The sequence below is a fragment of the Bremerella sp. JC817 genome (assembly GCF_040718835.1).
In the GTDB taxonomy this organism is placed as follows: Bacteria; Planctomycetota; Planctomycetia; order Pirellulales; family Pirellulaceae; genus Bremerella.
This window is the reverse complement of sequence record NZ_JBFEFG010000281.1, coordinates 790,392-807,175: the sequence shown is the minus strand read 5'-3', so window position 1 is coordinate 807,175 and position 16,784 is coordinate 790,392. Positions and strand designations below refer to the sequence as shown.

General features: G+C 57.4%; 18 protein-coding genes and 1 tRNA gene. 2 read left to right on the top strand and 17 right to left on the bottom strand.

Features of this window, described 5'->3' with window-relative positions; all coding sequences use genetic code 11:
* The first annotated feature begins 178 nt into the window (after positions 1 to 178).
* Complete coding sequence (locus AB1L30_RS26260; protein ID WP_367017472.1) at positions 179 to 1,645, top strand: glycosyltransferase; 1,467 nt, start codon at positions 179 to 181, stop codon at positions 1,643 to 1,645.
* A 74-nt stretch (positions 1,646 to 1,719) separates the two neighbouring features.
* Here AB1L30_RS26260 and AB1L30_RS26255 read toward each other — a convergent pair whose 3' ends face one another.
* The 15 genes from AB1L30_RS26255 to AB1L30_RS26185 form a co-directional block, all read right to left on the bottom strand.
* Complete coding sequence (locus AB1L30_RS26255; RefSeq protein WP_345094268.1) at positions 1,720 to 2,661, bottom strand: lactate/malate dehydrogenase family protein; 942 nt, start codon at positions 2,659 to 2,661, stop codon at positions 1,720 to 1,722.
* A gap of 115 nt (positions 2,662 to 2,776) precedes the next feature.
* Positions 2,777 to 3,643: a class II aldolase/adducin family protein gene (locus AB1L30_RS26250; protein ID WP_367017471.1), complete on the bottom strand. Its 867-nt coding sequence runs from the start codon at positions 3,641 to 3,643 to the stop codon at positions 2,777 to 2,779.
* A 99-nt stretch (positions 3,644 to 3,742) separates the two neighbouring features.
* The gene (locus AB1L30_RS26245) at positions 3,743 to 4,039 is read right to left on the bottom strand and encodes a EutN/CcmL family microcompartment protein (RefSeq protein WP_367017469.1); all 297 of its coding nucleotides are present in this window, start codon (positions 4,037 to 4,039) and stop codon (positions 3,743 to 3,745) included.
* 11 nt (positions 4,040 to 4,050) lie between these two features.
* The gene (locus AB1L30_RS26240; RefSeq protein WP_367017468.1) at positions 4,051 to 4,701 is read right to left on the bottom strand and encodes a hypothetical protein; all 651 of its coding nucleotides are present in this window, start codon (positions 4,699 to 4,701) and stop codon (positions 4,051 to 4,053) included.
* Between the two features lie 2 nt (positions 4,702 to 4,703).
* Positions 4,704 to 4,964, bottom strand: a complete 261-nt coding sequence (locus AB1L30_RS26235; protein WP_345094260.1) for a EutN/CcmL family microcompartment protein — start codon at positions 4,962 to 4,964, stop codon at positions 4,704 to 4,706.
* Between the two features lie 6 nt (positions 4,965 to 4,970).
* Positions 4,971 to 6,410: an aldehyde dehydrogenase family protein gene (locus AB1L30_RS26230; protein ID WP_345094258.1), complete on the bottom strand. Its 1,440-nt coding sequence runs from the start codon at positions 6,408 to 6,410 to the stop codon at positions 4,971 to 4,973.
* A 45-nt stretch (positions 6,411 to 6,455) separates the two neighbouring features.
* Positions 6,456 to 6,932, bottom strand: coding sequence for a EutN/CcmL family microcompartment protein (locus tag AB1L30_RS26225; RefSeq protein ID WP_367017465.1), 477 nt, complete (start codon positions 6,930 to 6,932; stop codon positions 6,456 to 6,458).
* A gap of 1 nt (position 6,933) precedes the next feature.
* Complete coding sequence (locus AB1L30_RS26220) at positions 6,934 to 8,124, bottom strand: acetate/propionate family kinase (protein WP_367017464.1); 1,191 nt, start codon at positions 8,122 to 8,124, stop codon at positions 6,934 to 6,936.
* A gap of 62 nt (positions 8,125 to 8,186) precedes the next feature.
* A complete protein-coding gene (locus AB1L30_RS26215; RefSeq protein WP_345094252.1) occupies positions 8,187 to 8,456 on the bottom strand; it encodes a BMC domain-containing protein in 270 nt (89 codons plus the stop codon).
* Positions 8,457 to 8,498: 42 nt separating this feature from the next.
* The gene (locus tag AB1L30_RS26210; RefSeq protein WP_345094250.1) at positions 8,499 to 8,804 is read right to left on the bottom strand and encodes a BMC domain-containing protein; all 306 of its coding nucleotides are present in this window, start codon (positions 8,802 to 8,804) and stop codon (positions 8,499 to 8,501) included.
* Positions 8,805 to 8,969: 165 nt separating this feature from the next.
* Entirely contained in the window at positions 8,970 to 9,686 is a 717-nt protein-coding gene (locus AB1L30_RS26205) for a phosphate propanoyltransferase (protein ID WP_367017461.1), read from the bottom strand.
* A gap of 23 nt (positions 9,687 to 9,709) precedes the next feature.
* Entirely contained in the window at positions 9,710 to 10,513 is an 804-nt protein-coding gene (locus AB1L30_RS26200) for a DeoR/GlpR family DNA-binding transcription regulator (protein WP_367017460.1), read from the bottom strand.
* Between the two features lie 382 nt (positions 10,514 to 10,895).
* Entirely contained in the window at positions 10,896 to 11,561 is a 666-nt protein-coding gene (gene purN / locus AB1L30_RS26195) for a phosphoribosylglycinamide formyltransferase (RefSeq protein WP_367017459.1), read from the bottom strand.
* Positions 11,558 to 14,917, bottom strand: coding sequence for an isoleucine--tRNA ligase (gene ileS / locus AB1L30_RS26190; RefSeq protein ID WP_367017457.1), 3,360 nt, complete (start codon positions 14,915 to 14,917; stop codon positions 11,558 to 11,560). The genes purN and ileS overlap by 4 nt, the downstream gene beginning before the upstream one ends.
* Positions 14,918 to 15,058: 141 nt before the next feature.
* Positions 15,059 to 15,385 carry a hypothetical protein gene (locus AB1L30_RS26185; RefSeq protein WP_367017456.1) on the bottom strand — a complete coding sequence of 109 codons (327 nt, stop codon included), beginning with the start codon at positions 15,383 to 15,385 and terminating at the stop codon, positions 15,059 to 15,061.
* Between the two features lie 158 nt (positions 15,386 to 15,543).
* On the opposite strand from AB1L30_RS26185, the gene AB1L30_RS26180 reads away from it, so the two are divergent.
* Positions 15,544 to 16,005, top strand: a complete 462-nt coding sequence (locus AB1L30_RS26180; protein WP_367017454.1) for an MOSC domain-containing protein — start codon at positions 15,544 to 15,546, stop codon at positions 16,003 to 16,005.
* 58 nt (positions 16,006 to 16,063) lie between these two features.
* Here the strand turns inward: AB1L30_RS26180 and AB1L30_RS26175 are convergent, their stop codons facing one another.
* Together AB1L30_RS26175 and AB1L30_RS26170 are read right to left on the bottom strand one after the other, a co-directional pair.
* Positions 16,064 to 16,657 (bottom strand): HNH endonuclease, encoded by a 594-nt coding sequence (locus AB1L30_RS26175; protein WP_345094237.1) that lies wholly within the window; start codon positions 16,655 to 16,657, stop codon positions 16,064 to 16,066.
* 26 nt (positions 16,658 to 16,683) lie between these two features.
* Positions 16,684 to 16,758 (bottom strand) — tRNA-OTHER (locus AB1L30_RS26170).
* Positions 16,759 to 16,784 lie beyond the last annotated feature (26 nt).

Here is a 16,784-nt window from a genome sequence, read left to right as displayed (position 1 = left end):
CGAACTTCCTCTTGCCGCTGCTAGCATAAATACGCCTTTGCGCATCGAGCAGGTATCGATACACTCTCGCCACGACCTGAAATAGGGTCGTTGCCAGGGAAGTCGATTTTCCCTTGTCCCTCTCCCATCAGCATCGCACGTCTACGCTACCGTTATGTCCCTGAGGTATTCGTCTGCAATGACCAAGGAAGCTCGTAACCGCAAACTGACCGCTGTAATCGTGGTCAACGAGGAAACGGATCTGATCCGCGAAACGCTCAATAGCGTCCGGCAGATCGTCGACGAGATTGTCTTGCTCAACACGGGCAACACGGATGCGATTTCGTCGATCGCCAAAGAATATCAAGCCCGCGTCGTCGCCCACTCGTGGCAAGAGTCATTCGGCGAAGCACGCAACGCGGCCCTGGCCCATGTGACGGGCGAGTGGATCTTGTGGCTCGATCCGGGCGAAACCATCCAGGCCGATCATGCCGCGACCCTGCGTGAGTTCGTCAATACACAAGTCGACATCATGACCGCTTACGTCCTGCTGGTCCGTGCTCCCCAGGCACCGGGCAACATCGGCAGCGAACAAATCGGCCAGATCCGACTGCATCCAAATCATCCCGGCATTCGCTTTGAAGGCCGTGTCCGCGAGAACCTGAATCAATCGCTGGCCGAATGTGGCATGTCGATCGAAGCGGTTCCGTTCCTGCTGCAGCGGAACGTCGTCGAAACCGACCAGGCCTGGAAAGTCAGCCGAGCCAGTCGCGACGCCAAGCTGGTCGAACGTGAAATCAACGAATCGGGCCCGAACGCTCGCCTGATGATCTGCATGGCCGAAGCGGTTCAAACGCTGAACGATCAGGCCAACGCCCTCATGTTCTTCGAGCAGGCCTGCCGCCTTTCAGAACATGGCTCGGCAGAAATGTTGGAAGCGTTTTACGGAATCCTGACGGCACTCGATAGCCGCCCCGATGGCTTGGACACGCAGATCCAGACCTGCATGACCGCGCTGGAGATCTTCCCTCTGGATGCTCAATTGCTGTGTGCAATTGGTGGTTATCTGCGAACGAAGGGGCATCAAGAGCTGGCACGCCGCTCGTTCGAGACCGCCTACAAGCATGGTCAGATCAATCTCGAAACCTGGCACATCGACGACATCGACGAGATCGCTGCTTCGTGCCTGGCAATTTCGACCCATGCTGCTGGCAAACACGAAGATGCCGAACGCATTCTGCTGGAAGCCTTGAGCGATTGCCCGCATTCGATCCGATTGCGTCGCCAGGTAATCGACATGCACGTGAAGCATGGTCGTCGCAACGAAGCCTTAGACGAACTCGATCTGCTTCCGGCCGACTATCCGAAACTGGACTCGTTCCGCAGTGCGGTCCGTGGTGCTGTACTCGCATCTCAGCAGAACTGGGTTGCCGCTCGACCTTACCTGGAAACGGCCTACCGTCAGGAATCGCGGGAACCGCTTTGCCTTCGCTGGTATGCGACCACATTGGCCGCATTAAACGAAAGCAGTGCTGCTCGTGAAGTGCTGCAGGCCTGGAAAAAACGTGAACCGCACAACGGCGAACCGGACGAACTGATGCAATGCTTGCTTACCGGACCAACGATCCGCAGTAAAGCGAAGTCAGCTTCGGTCTTGGCCAGCTAAGCCTGGAACAACAAAAAAGCCTCGCAAAAAATATTGCGAGGCTTTTTTTATGCGCGGAGAACATCGGCGGCCGTTTATTTGCGGCCGACGCGATTAAGGACCGTAGCCAGCGTTTCGCGAAGCACCGTGCCGCTGCGACGCAGGGCCTGAATTTCTTTCGGCCACAGGTCTAGCTGAATCGTCGATTCGACACCATTCCGTCCGACGACGGTTGGCACGCTGAGGGCCACGTCGCGGATGTCGTAGCAGCCATTCTGGATGCTGGAGATCGGCAGGATCTGGTGGCTATCGAGAGCGATCGCGTCGATCACATCGCGAATGGCGATACCGACAGCGAAGCCAGCGCCACCCTTCTTCTTGATCACTTCCGCACCGGAACCCTTGGTTCGGGTAAACAGTTCGTTGGCGGCGTTCGGATTCCAGCCAGGGAACTTTTCCAGCGGCAGACCGTTGACCGAAGCGGACGACCAGATCGGCACCATGCTGTCGCCATGTTCGCCCAGAATCAAGGCTTTGACCTGAGTTGGAGGCAGCTTGCAGTGTTCGGCGATCAAAGCTCGGAAGCGGATCGTATCGAGCTGCGTACCCAAACCAATGACGCGGTTGGTTGGCAGGTCGAGGCGAGTCGAAGCCAGGTAGGTGAGAATGTCGACCGGATTCGAGACGACGAAAACGATCGCGTCCTTCTTGTAGCCAACCTTCTTGATCGAGTCGAGGATCGTCAGGAACAGGTCGACGTTGCGATTGATCAGGTCCAAGCGGCTTTCGTCTGGCTTGCGACGCAGACCAGCCGTGATGCAGATCACATCCGAATCAGGAATGTGTTCGTAGCTGCCACTCGAGATGATTTGATCCGCCGTGCTTGGGCTGCCATGCAGCAGGTCGAGAGCCTGACCGCCGGCCAGGTCGGCGTTGACATCAAGCAGGGCGATCTCGCGGACGATACCACTGCATTGCAGGGCGAACGCGGCACACGAACCGACCAGACCGCCGCCACCGATGATGCTTACTTTCATGGTTCGTTACTCTTTGCTGGGATGAAGGGTGAGTTGCGGAAGGCTGCGTCGCGAGGTGTGATTCCCCCCGAACCAGTTCGAGGGGAATGTGGGCGACGAACGAAGAGCGTGGTGCTTAGGCGTGCTTCGACAGTTCGGCCATCACACGCTGGGTGATCATCTGAATCAGGGCTTCCTGATCGGACGATCCACCGGCAGCCGGCTTGGCAGCCACTTTTGGGCCCATTGGCTCTGGGGCAGGGAAGGCACGACGCTGAACCTTCGAGTCCTTCCAGCTATCGCGGAAGATATCGTTCGCACAGATATCGCAATCTTTGTAGTCATCGGTGTTGCGTGGATCGCTCCAGCCCCACTTGTCCTTCAGCTCGAGCAGTTCGCGTTCTTTCTTTTCATTGAAGAACTCGACGTGCCCCAACTGCTTGGCCAGGATCAGCATGCGGCAGTAGGCATCCAGGATCTCGGTCCACCAGTACGCTCGTTCGACCGTTTCGCCGTAGCTCACCGTGCCGTGGTTGGCCAGCAGGATGATGTTGGTGCGATCGACAAACGGGATGATCGTGTCGGCGAATGCCTGACCGCCCGGAGTTTCGTAAGCGGTGATCGGCACGTCGCCCAGGAAGACTTCGACTTCCGGCAGAACGCACTGCGGGATTGGTTCACGAGCGATCGCGAAAGCGGTCGCATGGGGCGGATGGCAGTGCACGACACTCTTGATGTCGGGACGCTGCTTGTAGATTTCCAAGTGCAAGAGGGCTTCGCTCGATCGTGGCTTGGCACCGGCGATCTGCTTGCCGGTCATGTCGATCGTCGAAATGTCTTCTGGCTTCAGGAAACCCTTGCAGTGCATCGTCGGGGTGCAGAGGACTTCGTTATCGCTGATGCGGACGGTGATATTGCCATCGTTCGCAGCAGCGAAGCCTTTGGCATAGATTCGCCGACCAATATCGCACATGTCTTGTTTGATCTTGTGAACGTTCGTCATGCCGATTCGTATCTCGCAATCAAGGGTTTTTGATGTCGTTGATTTGTTAGGTTCGGGCTTCGCCAAGGGAAGGTGTTAGCTTCGGGCAAAAGTCCCTGGTTATTTGGAAGGGCGATAGCGAATATCGACCGTGTCCAAAATGGCCGCGTTGTAGGCATCGACAGGCTTCATATCAGGGTAAAACGGCTGAGCCGCTTCGCCCCCTTCGCTCAAGGCGATGAAGTTGTGGTGCCCGGCGCCGAGCTCGTCGTAAACGACCAGCAGGTCATCCAGCGGTGTGGTTTCGTCTTCGATATCGCTCAGCATCATAGGTACGGCCAATTTCAGCACGGCACCCTGAAATTCAGGAACCGCTCGGCTGAGCGTGACTTTGCCAATGACTTTTGCGATACGCATGGTTTGTCTCGTTACTTGATCCAGTTCGGCCCGGCGGTGCCACGAAGGCTCCACAAGGTTGCCAACAGTCGCGGGACGTCCGAGTCCTGCCATTGTCCCGGATGGCAAACCACCAGGTTCGCTCCGAGGCTCTTGGCCGAAGCCTGCCAGTCATGGCTGCTGCAAGCGACCATGGCTCGCACGCCTGGCTGACGGTTCGCCGCGGCGGAAGCGACTTCCGGTTGTTCCGAAAGCAGCACCACCATCTGTTCACTCTTGGCCAGCGAGCTGGCTCGTTCGACCGCCTTGTTCAGGCTGCCAACTTGTTCGTTCGGCTGCCAGGCGGCTGAAACCGTCTGCTTGGCGGCGTTGACGACCGGTGTGCTGGGCGTCGGACCGCAGTTGTTCGCATCGAGTCGACGCAACTGCACGCCACGCTGTTTCAGTTCGTCTTTGACCGCCGGCGTAACGACCGCTTTGGCCGGAACGCACAGGGCTGTGATCGATTCATTCAACTTCCCCTTCAGCGACTCGGTGGTGACCAGCTTCGTATCCAGGCGAAGTTCGCTGGATGGTTGAGACTGGACCGGCGAGGCACTCGAAGCGGAGCGTTCCGCCAGCAGTCGTTGAACGACCAGGCGAACGATTCGATCGATGTCTTGGCTACTGTAGGTGGACTGCACGTTTATTCGTCAACAATGCCGATTACCGTCCAGCGGACTGGCGTTCGGTCGTATTTCAAAAGTTCGGAAGTCGATTTGCCATCGCTGGTGATCATCACCAGATCGCCTGGCCCGGCATTCACAGCGTCGACCGCGACAAGCGGATGCCCATCCGGCGTGATGCCATCGACCTGCATCGGTTGCACCACTAAGAGCTTCCAGCCTCGCATCGACGCATGTCGAACCGTGCTGGTCGCTGTTCCGACCACGCGTGCCGCTTGCATTAAGGGTTAACCTTTCGACGGATGGCCCAGGATGCACAAATCGTCAATCAACGAGCAGCGTCGTTCCCGCGTGAATGTCAGCGGAGTGGTGACGCCTTCACCGGTTGGGGTGGCGATCGAGAACGAAATGTAACCTTCGCCTCCGACACCTAGGGCCGATGCACAAGGACCATTCTTGACGAACAGCGTCGTGTCCATCACTCGGCCCATCTTGGTCATGTTGCGAACGTTGTTGCTGTGGATGATGGCCGTGTGGCGGAAACCATGTTCGTAGTACTTCGCCTTTTCGATCGCTTCGTCCACATCGTGGACGCGAACGAAAGGAATAAACGGCATCATCTGTTCGACGGGGACGAACGGGTTATGCTCGTCCGTTTCGCCAAACACCAACTCGACGTTCTGTGGAATATTCTTGCCAGCGGCACGGGCCAGGACAGCGGCGTCTTGGCCGATGAATTCCTTGGCGGCAACTTGCTTGGTCTTGCCTGGTTCGCCCACTTCAGTGATCGCCACCGAGGTCAGGCGATCGATCTCGCTCGAGTTCAGGCGAACGGCGCCAGCACGTTCCATGGCTCGCATCATTTCGTCGAAGACCGAGTTCACGACGAACACTTCCTTCTCGGCGATGCACAGCAGGTTGTTGTCGTAAGCACCACCTTGGATGATGCAGCGAGCGGCACGATCCAGGTCGGCGGTTTCGTCGACGACCACGGGCGGGTTGCCAGGACCAGCGACGACAGCACGCTTGCCACTGTTGAGTGCGGCACGAGCGACAGCCGGACCACCGGTGACGCAGATCATGGCGACGTCGCGGTGATGGAAAATAATGTCGGCCGATTCCAGCGTTGGTTCGGCGATCACGCAGATTAGGTTGTCGATGCCGAGATCGTCGTAGATCGCTTTGTTGAAGCGACGAACGCCTTCGGCGGCAACCTTCTTGCCACTTGGATGCGGGTTGACGACCAGCGTGTTACCGCCAGCGATCATGTTCACGGCGTTGCCGGTGATCGTCGGCAGCGAGTGCGTCACGGGGGTGATACAGCCGATGACGCCGAACGGGGCGTGTTCGATCACGGCCAGGCCATGGTCACCGCTGAAGATCTCGCTGCGAAGGAACTCGACGCCAGGCGTCTTGCGGCCCAGCAGTTCCAGCTTTTCGATCTTGTGTGCCAGACGACCAATCTTGGTCTCGTTCATTTCCATCGTGCCCAGTTCGACCTTCTGGTCGATCGAGATGCGACGGATGTGATCGATGATTCGCTTGCGATCTTCGATGGTGCGTTCCGAGAGTTTCTCGAACGCTTCGCGAGCGGCACGAACCGCTTCGTCGGCACAGTCGAAGATACCGTAACGGCCACTGAAGCCCGACGTGGCAGGAGGTGCCTTGCCAACTTCGGCCAGTACCTGGGCCACTACGTTGCGAATGATGGATTCGTCGAATTGCATGATGATTATATCCTCGCGTCAGCGCGTGAATGTTTTGAGCGGGCCTTAGCTATCCGAGTCTTCTTCAGGCGATGGTTCCGGTTCAGGAGCCGGGGCCGGAGGTGGCTCGGGCTTCGGTTCCGGTTTCTTCACCTCCGCTGGCGGCTTGGGCTCGACCTTGGGGGCCGGGGCAGGCTTGGCCTTGGTTTCCACCTTGGCCGGAGCGGCGGACTCTTCGTCTCGGTCGTAAACGCAGATGCTTTCGATGTGGGCACGATCGACAATGCCGATCACCACACAGTCAATCGGAAGCGACTTCGTTTCCGGGGTAAGCCGGGCACTGGAACCTTGAGTAATCAGCACGAAGTCGCCGACGCCGCTGCCGAGCATGTCGACGGCCACAAATGTGCGACCGGTGGTCACCAGCGACTGGCGATCTTTCGATTCCAATCGATAAGGTTCGACCACCAATAATTTGTGGCCGACCATCGTGTCGACTTTCTGCGTGGAAATGACCGAGCCGGTCACTTTGGCGATAAACATCTTAGGTCGACTCCAGCAACTGACGGGTCTGCCGGGCAACGATGATTTCTTCGTTGGTCGGGATCACCCATAGCTGCGTTTTGCTGTTGTCCGAATGGAACGAAGCCTCTCCCTTGGCGGAATCGTTCTTTGCTTCGTCCAGTTCGATTCCCAACTCTTGCAAGTTGGCACATACGTCTTTTCGCAACTGCTTGCCGTTTTCGCCGATGCCACCGGTGAAGACGATCGCGTCGGCCCCGCCCAGTTCAACCAGCATCCCGCCCAGGTAGCGGCGGACTTCGCTGGTGTACATGTCCAAGGCAAGCTTCGCGTCCGAATTCCCTTGAGCGGCAGCTTCTTCCAGGTCTCGCATGTCTCCGCTCAAGCCGTTGCTTAGGCCCAGCAACCCACCGTGATTCCCGATATAAGCGAGAACTTCGGTCAGGCTTTTGCCGGTCCGTTGCATCAGCAGGGGAAGGGCGTAGGGATCGAAATCCCCGACCCGGTTGTTCTGCGGCAAGCCGGTTTGCGGACTCATGCCCATGGTGACGGCAACGCTTTGGCGATGATTGATCGCACACAAGCTGCTGCTTCCACCGAGGTGGCACGAGATGACTCGCAAATCGTCGCGTCCGAGCAGTTCGGCACTTCGCGTGGCGATGTAACGATGGCTCGCACCATGGAAGCCCCACTTCTTGATCTGGAACTCGTCCGACCAGGACTTGGGAATTCCGTAGTAGCGATTCCGATCGGGAATCGTCGCATGGAAGCCCGTTTCAAAGGCGGCAACTAGCGGAATCTCCGGCAGTTGCTCCGAAAGTAAACGCATGGCGGCGATGTAAGGCGGGTTGTGGGCCGGAGCAACATCGTTCATCTCGGCCATCGCCTCGAGAACGTCGTTGTTGACCCGCTGTACGCCTGAAACTCGTCCGCCGTGAACCGCTTTGAACCCAATGGCCGATACCTCGGCAGCATCCTTCAGGCACCCGTGATCCGGGTCGGTCAGTTGCGACAGGCATTTGCGGACTGCCACGGCATGGTCTGGGACGTGTGCCGTGACTTCCTCTTTCCAGTCACCAATCTGAACGCTGCAGGAACTCTCTGGAGAGCCGATCCGATCAATCCCACCCCGAGCCAGTTGCGTTTCGCTGTCCATATCGAACAAGCGATACTTGAAACTGGTCGAACCGAGATTTGCTACCAGAACCTTCATGCCTACGGACTCCTTTCGCTCTGGGGATGCACCGCGATGAAGCGGTTCTCTAAGGGGACGGTTTAGCTGAAGTAAACGTCGACCAGACCTTCGGCCGGACGTGGCAGAACGTGGCTACCAGCCAGTTCACCAACCTGCGAAGCGGCGTTGGCACCAGCTTCGACTGCAGCGCGAACGCTACCGACGTCACCGCTGACAACCGTGGTGACCAGGCCACCGCCGATGTTGACGCGTTTTACGATCTTGACGTTAGCGGCTTTGGCCATGGCGTCGGTCGCTTCGACCAGGCCAACCAAACCCTTGGTTTCAATCAAACCAATTGCACTTTGCATGGATAGTTTTCCTTGTGGGATGATTTGTGTGTAGAGCAGGGACTAGTCGGCCGAAACGATCGTCTTGATCGGTGGTGGCAGAACGATGCCGATGTCTTCATGCGGACGTGGAATGACCTGCACGCTGACGACTTCGCCCAGACGGCCAGCCGCGGCGGCACCTGCATCGGTGGCGGCCTTCACAGCGGCGACGTCGCCGGTGATGAAAGCGGAAACCAAACCGCTGCCAACTTTGTCCCAGCCAACGAACGTCACGTTGGCAGCCTTCAACATTGCGTCGGTGGCTTCCACCAAGGTCACAAAGCCCTTGGTTTCGATCATGCCCAACGCTTCCATTACTTTCGCCATGGGGTTTTATCTCCCGAACAAAAAAAGGAAACCGTTACTTCAATTCGCTTCTGAAAACCAGAAACGATGTCTTCAAACACAGGGGGTGAAAAACGCTCTCGCTGGCCCCACTCGGAGGACTCACAGTGGCAAATCATGGGGAGGCCAACGAAAGCGTAATTCGATTTAATGCTTCGTCTTGCAGCCGCAGGGTTCCTGCTTCAGCAGTTCGATCTTCGAGGCCGCGTCCAGGTTGCACGCGTTGCCTTCGTCGGTATCGATATGAACTTCCAGCTTGCTGACACCGTCGGCACGGACCAGCAAGTCTTCAAACATGGTCGTGCAGCCTGCGGAAGTGATTCGCAGGTTCATGCGGTCGCCATTCTTCACGCCGTAGTAATCGGCGTCGCGATTGTTCATGTGGACGTGACGTTCGGCTCGGATCACACCTTGATCGAGTTGAACGGCACCCTTTGGACCGACCAGCACGCAGCCTGGCGTGCCATCGATTTTGCCGCTGGCTCGAACCGGGGCTTCGATCCCCAGCGAGATCGCGTCGGTGAAGGCAAGTTCGACCTGGCTGTAGTCGCGGGTCGGACCCAGCACGCGGACCTTTTCCAGCATCCGGCGACGCGGGCCAACAACCATCACGGTTTCTTCCGCCGCGTAGAATCCGTCTTGGTACAGATCCTTCATCGGGGTCAGCACGTGGCCAGGACCGAACAGCGTTTCGACGTGCGCGTCGGTCAGGTGGATATGACGGGCCGAAATACTGACCACCAGGTTCGGTTCGGCAGTGGAAGCCGGAGCCGGGGCTGCCGGAGCAACACCACCTTGCGAAAGGACGATCTGACGAACGATTCGTTCAATCGTGGAATGATCGAGATTCAGCGTGGAACTCATTGCGTATCGAACCCTATCAGGGGTTAACTGGCTTTATGGGAAACGGGGCGATCGATGATGGCCATCTCGGCAGGGGCGACGATCAAATCGACGCCGGCATCTTCGACCTGTTTTTGCCAGGCAGGCGAGATCTCGTGATCGACGACAAGCTTGTCGACCTCTGAAAGTTCGCACATCTGGGCAAGGCTTTGGCGGCCAAACTTGGTGCTGTCGGCAACGATGATCACTTCGCCGCCAGCCTTCATCATGGCTCGTTCGGTTTCGACCAGCAGCAAGTTGCTGTTGTACAAACCGTGTTGGGTAATCCCAGCGACAGAAAGCACGGCACGCCGAGCACTCAGTCGCGAGATCATTTCATTGGCATAAGGCCCCAGCGAAACGCCGGTCGCACTGTGGACGTAACCACCCAGCAAGATCAACTCGGTCGTCGTGCTGGCCATAAACAGGTTGGCCACCGGCAACGAGTTGGTCACGATCTGCAGCGTTCTGCCGACCAGCATCTGGGCAAGTTCGTAGGTTGTGCTGCCACCGTCGAGGATGACGGTGTCGCCATCTTCGATCAGTTGGGCCGCGGCCTTCGCGATCTGCCGCTTCTTGCTCCACTGCATTTCGTGGCGAAGTTCGAAGTGGGGCAGGTTCGGAGAAGGACCCGTATAAAAAACGCCCCCGTGTGTCCTGCGCGCCGACCCGGCTTCTTCCAGGAGTTCCACGTCACGACGAACCGTCGATTCGGAAACTTCCAATTCCTGCGCAAGCTCTGGCAACGACGCGAAACCACGGGCTCGCACCAGATCGAGAAGTCGCGTTCGTCGGACGTCCGCTTGCATGAAAGGGGGAGGCTTGGGGTCTTGGGAGGGGTGGGGCTAACTCAACGGAGTTAAAACACCTAGATTATGCATCCCTCATTGCCAGTAATCAATCAGATGGTGGCATAATTCTTTCAAATTTCATTCGGCACAGCCAGGACGAAACGAAAGAGGCTCCCTAAAACACAAAAATGCCCCATTTCAGGTAGGACTAGGATAAACCTTACAGGAAGTACCGCTCGCATCTGCTCAAAATTGGTCAAGATGAAAGAATTTCGTCACTAGGTGAAAGAAACCCTCCATCTGTTTTCGCCGGGTGACTAGGGCGAATGCGTAGAGTTTAACGGACCGGCAGTGATAGCAAAAGGGTCTGCGCAGGCGTAACCCTTGGCATTGCTAGCGGTTAGTTGGAAGCCTGAACCGAGACTGTCCGGCCTGAGACCGTGACGCGACCTTCCGCAATGGCGGCGATCGTTTTCGGGTAAAGGCGACATTCCGCCTCAAAGACCCGAGCCGCCAGATCTTCAGGACGGTCGTCCGTGAGAACGTCGACGACGCTTTGGGCAATGATCGGCCCATGATCGTAGTGATCGTCGACAAAGTGAGCCGTGCAGCCACTTACCTTCGCGCCGTATTCCAAGACGGCCGTATGAACTCGAATTCCGTAATATCCGGCACCACAGAACGAAGGGATCAGCGAGGGATGGATGTTGATGACGCGGTTCTCGAAGTCGGCCGGCACCGCGATCTGCTTCAAGAAACCACCCATCACCACCAGCTCGACGCCTGCCTGGCGACAGGTCTCGAAAATCACCGACGAAAAGTCGGCGATCTCAGGATGGTCTTGCACGGTGACCACCTGGTACGGAATGTTGCCTTGCTCGGCGTAGGCCATCCCTTTCGCCTTGTGGCTACTGGAGATGACCTGAACGACTTGCAGCGGAAGGTTGTCCTGCTCGATCGCATCGAGCAAGTTGCGGAGCGTCGTGCCGCCACCCGAGATCAGAACGGCGATCTTCAGTGGATTGTCAGGCGTGTGCTTCGACCAGGTCGTGGCAGGCTTCGTCATACAGGCTTCACGTAGATTTGGACGTCGCTGTCAGCGATGGTCGTGGAACTTGGTTCGACGCCGGCGATCGCCGCCAGGCCGACCGAGGTCGCCAAGGTTTCGCCTTCGATGTACTCGGCATGACCTTTGACCGCGGCTTGCACGTCGTCGGACGACGTCACCACGGCAACTTCGATCTTGGCGGTGTATTCCAGATCAAGCTCTTTCCGCTTGTCTTGCACCATGCGAACGATGTCTTTGACGTAGCCTTCCTGGATCAGCTCTGGGGTGAGCTCAGTGTTTAGCACGACCACGCACAGCTTGCCTTGAGCGGCAGCCCAGCCTTCTTTGGCCGACAGACGAACCTGGATGTCTTCGTTGTCGAATGTCAGGGCTTCGCCTTCGATCGTCAGCGTGAACGCACCTTCCGATTGCAGGGCATTCAGCAATGCCGCCGCGTCGGTCTGGCCGAGAACCTTCTTGACCGAAGGCATCAGCTTGCCGACACGTGGGCCTAAACGCTTGAAGTTCGGCTGGATCTGGTAGTTGATGTACTCGTCGGCTTCCTTGGTGAAGTCGATCTTTTTGACGTTCAACTCTTCGCACAAGATCGAGTTGTGCGACTTGAGCCATTCGGCGTGGGTGTCGTCGGCGAGGACGACTTCTACCTTGCTCAAAGGCTGACGCACCTTCAGCTTTTCGTTCATGCGCGCCTGGCGGCCGAGCGAAGCGATCTCGCGCAGCAGCTCCATTCGCTGCGAGAGCTGCGTATCGATGACCGATTCGTCGACTGCGGGGAAGTCGCACAGGTGAACGCTGGTCTTCGCCTTGTCGCCAAAGACGCTGGCCAGATTCTGCCACAGCGTTTCCGAGAGGAATGGCACGAACGGAGCGATCACCTGGCAGGTGGTCAGCAAGCATTCGTACAGCGTCCAGTAGGCATCCAGCTTGTCGGCCGATTCCTTGTCTTTGCTCCAGAAACGATCACGGCTGCGGCGAACGTACCAGTTCGACAGACCATCCACGAACTGATTGATCGCGGCACAAGCGTTGTAGTTATCGTACGCGTCCATCCGATCGGTCACGGTTTGGATCGTGCGGTTCAATTCGCCCAGGATCCAGCGATCGAGTTCGCCTCGCTCTTCGACGGGACGGGCGCCCTTGGCACCAACGAAATGGCCGGCGAGTGCCTTGTCGAGATCGCTGACCGAGGTTTCTGGCTCGAAACCGTCGATGTTCGCGTAGATCACGAAGAAGCTGAACACATTCCAGAGTCGCAGCAGGAACTCAGGGATGCTGTCTTTGATCGACTGTTCGTTGTAGCGGATCGACGTCCATGGCGGCTGGTTGGCATACAGATACCAGCGCAACGCATCGGCACCGTATTTGTCGAAGATCTCGTTCGGCTCGCGATAGTTTCGCTTGCTCTTCGACATCTTCGTACCATCTTCGCCCAGCATCAGCCCAAGGACGATGCAGTTCTTGAATGGATGTGGATAGACGTGCGGCTCGGTCTTGCCTTCTTCGTCCTGGCCGAACAGCAGGGTGCTGATCGCCAGCTGGCTATAGAACCAACCACGGGTCTGGTCGATTGCTTCGCTGATGAAGTCGGCTGGGAACTGGGCATCGAAGTGCTTTTCCCCTTGGTGCGGATAGCCCCACTGTGCGAATGGCATCGCACCGGAGTCGTACCAGCAGTCGATTACTTCCGGAACACGCTTCATTCGCGCACCTTCGGCGAACGGCGAGTCGTAGGTGATCTCGTCGATGTACGGCTTGTGGATCTTCAGGTCTTCGACCAGGTCGGGATTGTCAGCCTTGGCTTTTTCCCAGACGTCGAAACCAGCGGCACCTGGCTTGGCTTCCAGTTCGGCGTAGCTGGCGATCGCTTCGGCTTTGCCGGTTTCATCGCAAACCCAGATCGGCAGTGGCGTGCCCCAGTAACGTTCGCGAGACAGTGCCCAGTCGACGTTGCTTTCCAGGAAGTTGCCGAAACGACCATCGCGGATGTGGTCTGGCAGCCAGTTGATCTGCTGGTTGTTGGCCAGCATCTGGTCTTTGAATTTGGTGGTGCGGATGAACCAGCTTTCACGCGGATACTGGATCAGCGGATCCTCTTCGGCTCGCCAGCAGAAGGGATAATCGTGGAGATACTGATCGAGCAGGAACAAGACGCCCCGTTCTTTCAGTTCGCGCGAGATGTCTTTGTCGGCTTCTTTGACCCAGCGTCCCTTGTAGTCGGGAGCTTCGTCGGTGAACTTGCCGTCAGGACCGACCGCACAGATCAGCGACGGGCCTTCCCCCTCTTCGAAGCGTGCCCGTTCGTTGGCCAGAACTTCGTAGTCGACTTCACCGAACGCAGGCGCCTGATGGACGACGCCGGTACCGCTGTCGGTTGTTACGAAGTCGGCGGCCACGACACGCCAGGCGACATGCTGCTTGCCACCAGCCTTGAGCGACCCTTCGGTATCGCCGAGCGATTTGTAGTAGTAGTCGAACGGCGGTTGATAACGCTTGCCCAGCAGCTGGCTACCCTTGGTGGTCGAGACAACTTTCCATTTGCACTTCGCTTTCTCGGCGAGTGTTTCCACAAGAGCTTCCGCGACGATCAGCTTTTCGCCCGACTCCTCGTCTTCGACCGTGGCGTAGGTCAGATCGGGATGAACGGCGGCGAACTGATTGCTTGGCAGCGTCCAAGGTGTCGTCGTCCAAACCAGCAGTGCGATGTTTTCTTCGTCGAGAAGCGGGAAACGTACGAACACGCTCGGGTCGGCGACTTTGCGATAGCCTTGGCCTACTTCGCCGCTGCTCAACGCGGTTCCACCTTGAGCCCACCACCAGACGATCTTGTGACCCTGGTAAAGCAGGCCGCGATCGTACAAGTTTTTGAGCGACCACCAGACGCTTTCAACAAAACTCTTGTGGTAGGTAACGTACGCTTCTTCCAGGTTGACCCAGAAACCGAGACGCTGCGTCAGGCGTTCCCACTCTTGCATGTAACGCCAGACGCTGGCCTGGCACTTGTGGATGAACGGTTCGACGCCGTAGTTTTCGATCTCTTCCTTGGAGTGAATGCCGAGCTCTTTGCAGACTTCGACTTCGACCGGCAGACCATGCGTGTCCCAGCCTGCTTTGCGTTCGCAGTAATAGCCCCGCATGGTGCGGTAGCGTGGGAAGACGTCTTTGATGGCACGCGTCAGGCAGTGGCCAGGATGAGGCATGCCGTTGGCGGTTGGTGGCCCTTCGTAAAAGACGAACGGCTGGCTTCCCTTACGAGCGTCGAGCGACTTCTCGTAAATCTGGTTCTGTTGCCAATACTCGAGGACCTTGGTTTCCATGTCCGGAAAAGAAACATTCTGCGGGATGCTTTCAAACATCGAATCTCATCTTCCTCGAGCGATTCATGAACGAGGGAGCCAGATGCTCCCTCAATAAATCCAAGCGATTTTGTTCCCAGCGAAGAACCAGGCATCTCCAGGCCAGACGCCATCCGGCTGGCCTGGGTTCACCACCGGCGACTAGTCGTCGTCGCCTTCTTCTTCCTCTTTGCCGTCACCTTCTTCTTCGTCGTCTTCGCTTTCCTCGTCATCTTCGAAGAATTCGCCTTCCAGATCTTCGTCCTCGTCTTCGTCGTCGATCAGGTCTTCGTCGAACGAATCATCGTCTGAAGGGGCTTCGTCGTCGAATTCCTCGAAGTCTTCGTCAAAATCGTCATCGAAGTCGTCTTCGTCGAAATCCTCTTCCGCGTCTTCGTCGTACTCGTCGTCCGTGGCTACAATGCTGTCGGCGAAACCCAAAGGATAGCCGGCGGACGTCAGAGGCAATTCGAGGAGTTCTTCGGGCATTGGTAACCTTCGGGCGTTTTCGTGAGTGCCAGGGGCTTCGTTACAGGGAGCTCGCAGAGCGGGAACCGAATCCTGAAATTAGAAAAGCCAGACCCCCATTTCGTCAACCACCGCTGGGGCGAAAACATTGGTGCTGGAAGCATTTACGGTGATTACCCATGAAAATATCTGAGGGGCATGTCGTCGCCGTCTGCCTGTCTTCGGGCGGAATCCCACGCCTGCCGGTCGAATCGGCCGAGCTGACCCCATACGGCTTTGTTGGGGATGGGCACCGTTACGACGAGCACTTCGCGCCAAAACGCGCGGTTACGCTGTTCAATTTCGAGATCTTGCAGCGGTTCGAGCCTGCCACCGAGCCTTTTCTGGCTGGCAGCGTGGGCGAAAACCTCTCGGTCGAGGGAATCGACCTGGCCACGCTGGAAGTGGGCGACATGTTAATGGTCGGCACGGCAGAAATCCGCCTCGAAAAACGGTGGAAACCGTGCCACGCCAAAGATGCCAAAACAGGGCGAACGCAGCCGAACGTGAACGAGCACCTCGGTTTCTTTGCCAGCGTGCAGCGCGCAGCGACCGTTCGCCCCGGAAATCGGATTCAACGGATTTCCAGAGCGGAAGGGTAACTAGTGGCGCGCGGCTCTAAAGAAACAGGCCTCGATAACGAGATGTCATCCAGGCCTGTTAACTTTCGAGTTCGGTCTCCCAGTAAGCTTCGCTGACGAACTTACTCCAAGACTCGATCCTTACACGTCTGGCCGCGTAGACAGGCGTCCACTTCGGACGAATCGGATCCTTCCGCATCGGCATATGAGCCTCGGCGGGCGTACGATTCGCCTTGCGATGATTGCAATCGACGCAAGCCAACACGCAGTTTTCCCAGGAAGATTCGCCTCCCTTACTGCGTGGAATGACGTGATCGATCGTCAGGTATTCGCTACCAGGACGCGAGCCGCAGTACTGACAGGTGTACTGATCTCGCTTGAACACGTTGCGACGACTGAACGTCACCGTGTTCCGCGGGATGCGATCGTAGTTCACCAGCGAAACGACTTCCGGAATTCGGATCTTCAGCAACTGGGAAGAGATGAAGGGCTCGTCCTTGCCAGGGGCCAAACGCGACCAGTCCTCCCACGTCAACAGCTGGTAGCTGTGTGGATCAACAACACGAGCGGTTCCGCAGAAGACCTGCGTCAACGATCGAGCCACCGACGCGACACCGACAGGCTGCCAGTTACGGTTGAGAACTAGCGTGGGCCGCTCCAATAGGGCCGACATGAATCTGATTTCTCCCTCGTTTGGAAGGCAGCCGATCGGATTCGAACCGAAAACTCTTTCTGCTGAAGCAGAAAGAACTCGTACCACCGAGCCACGGCTACCGCGTAACGATTAGCAATTGATGTGA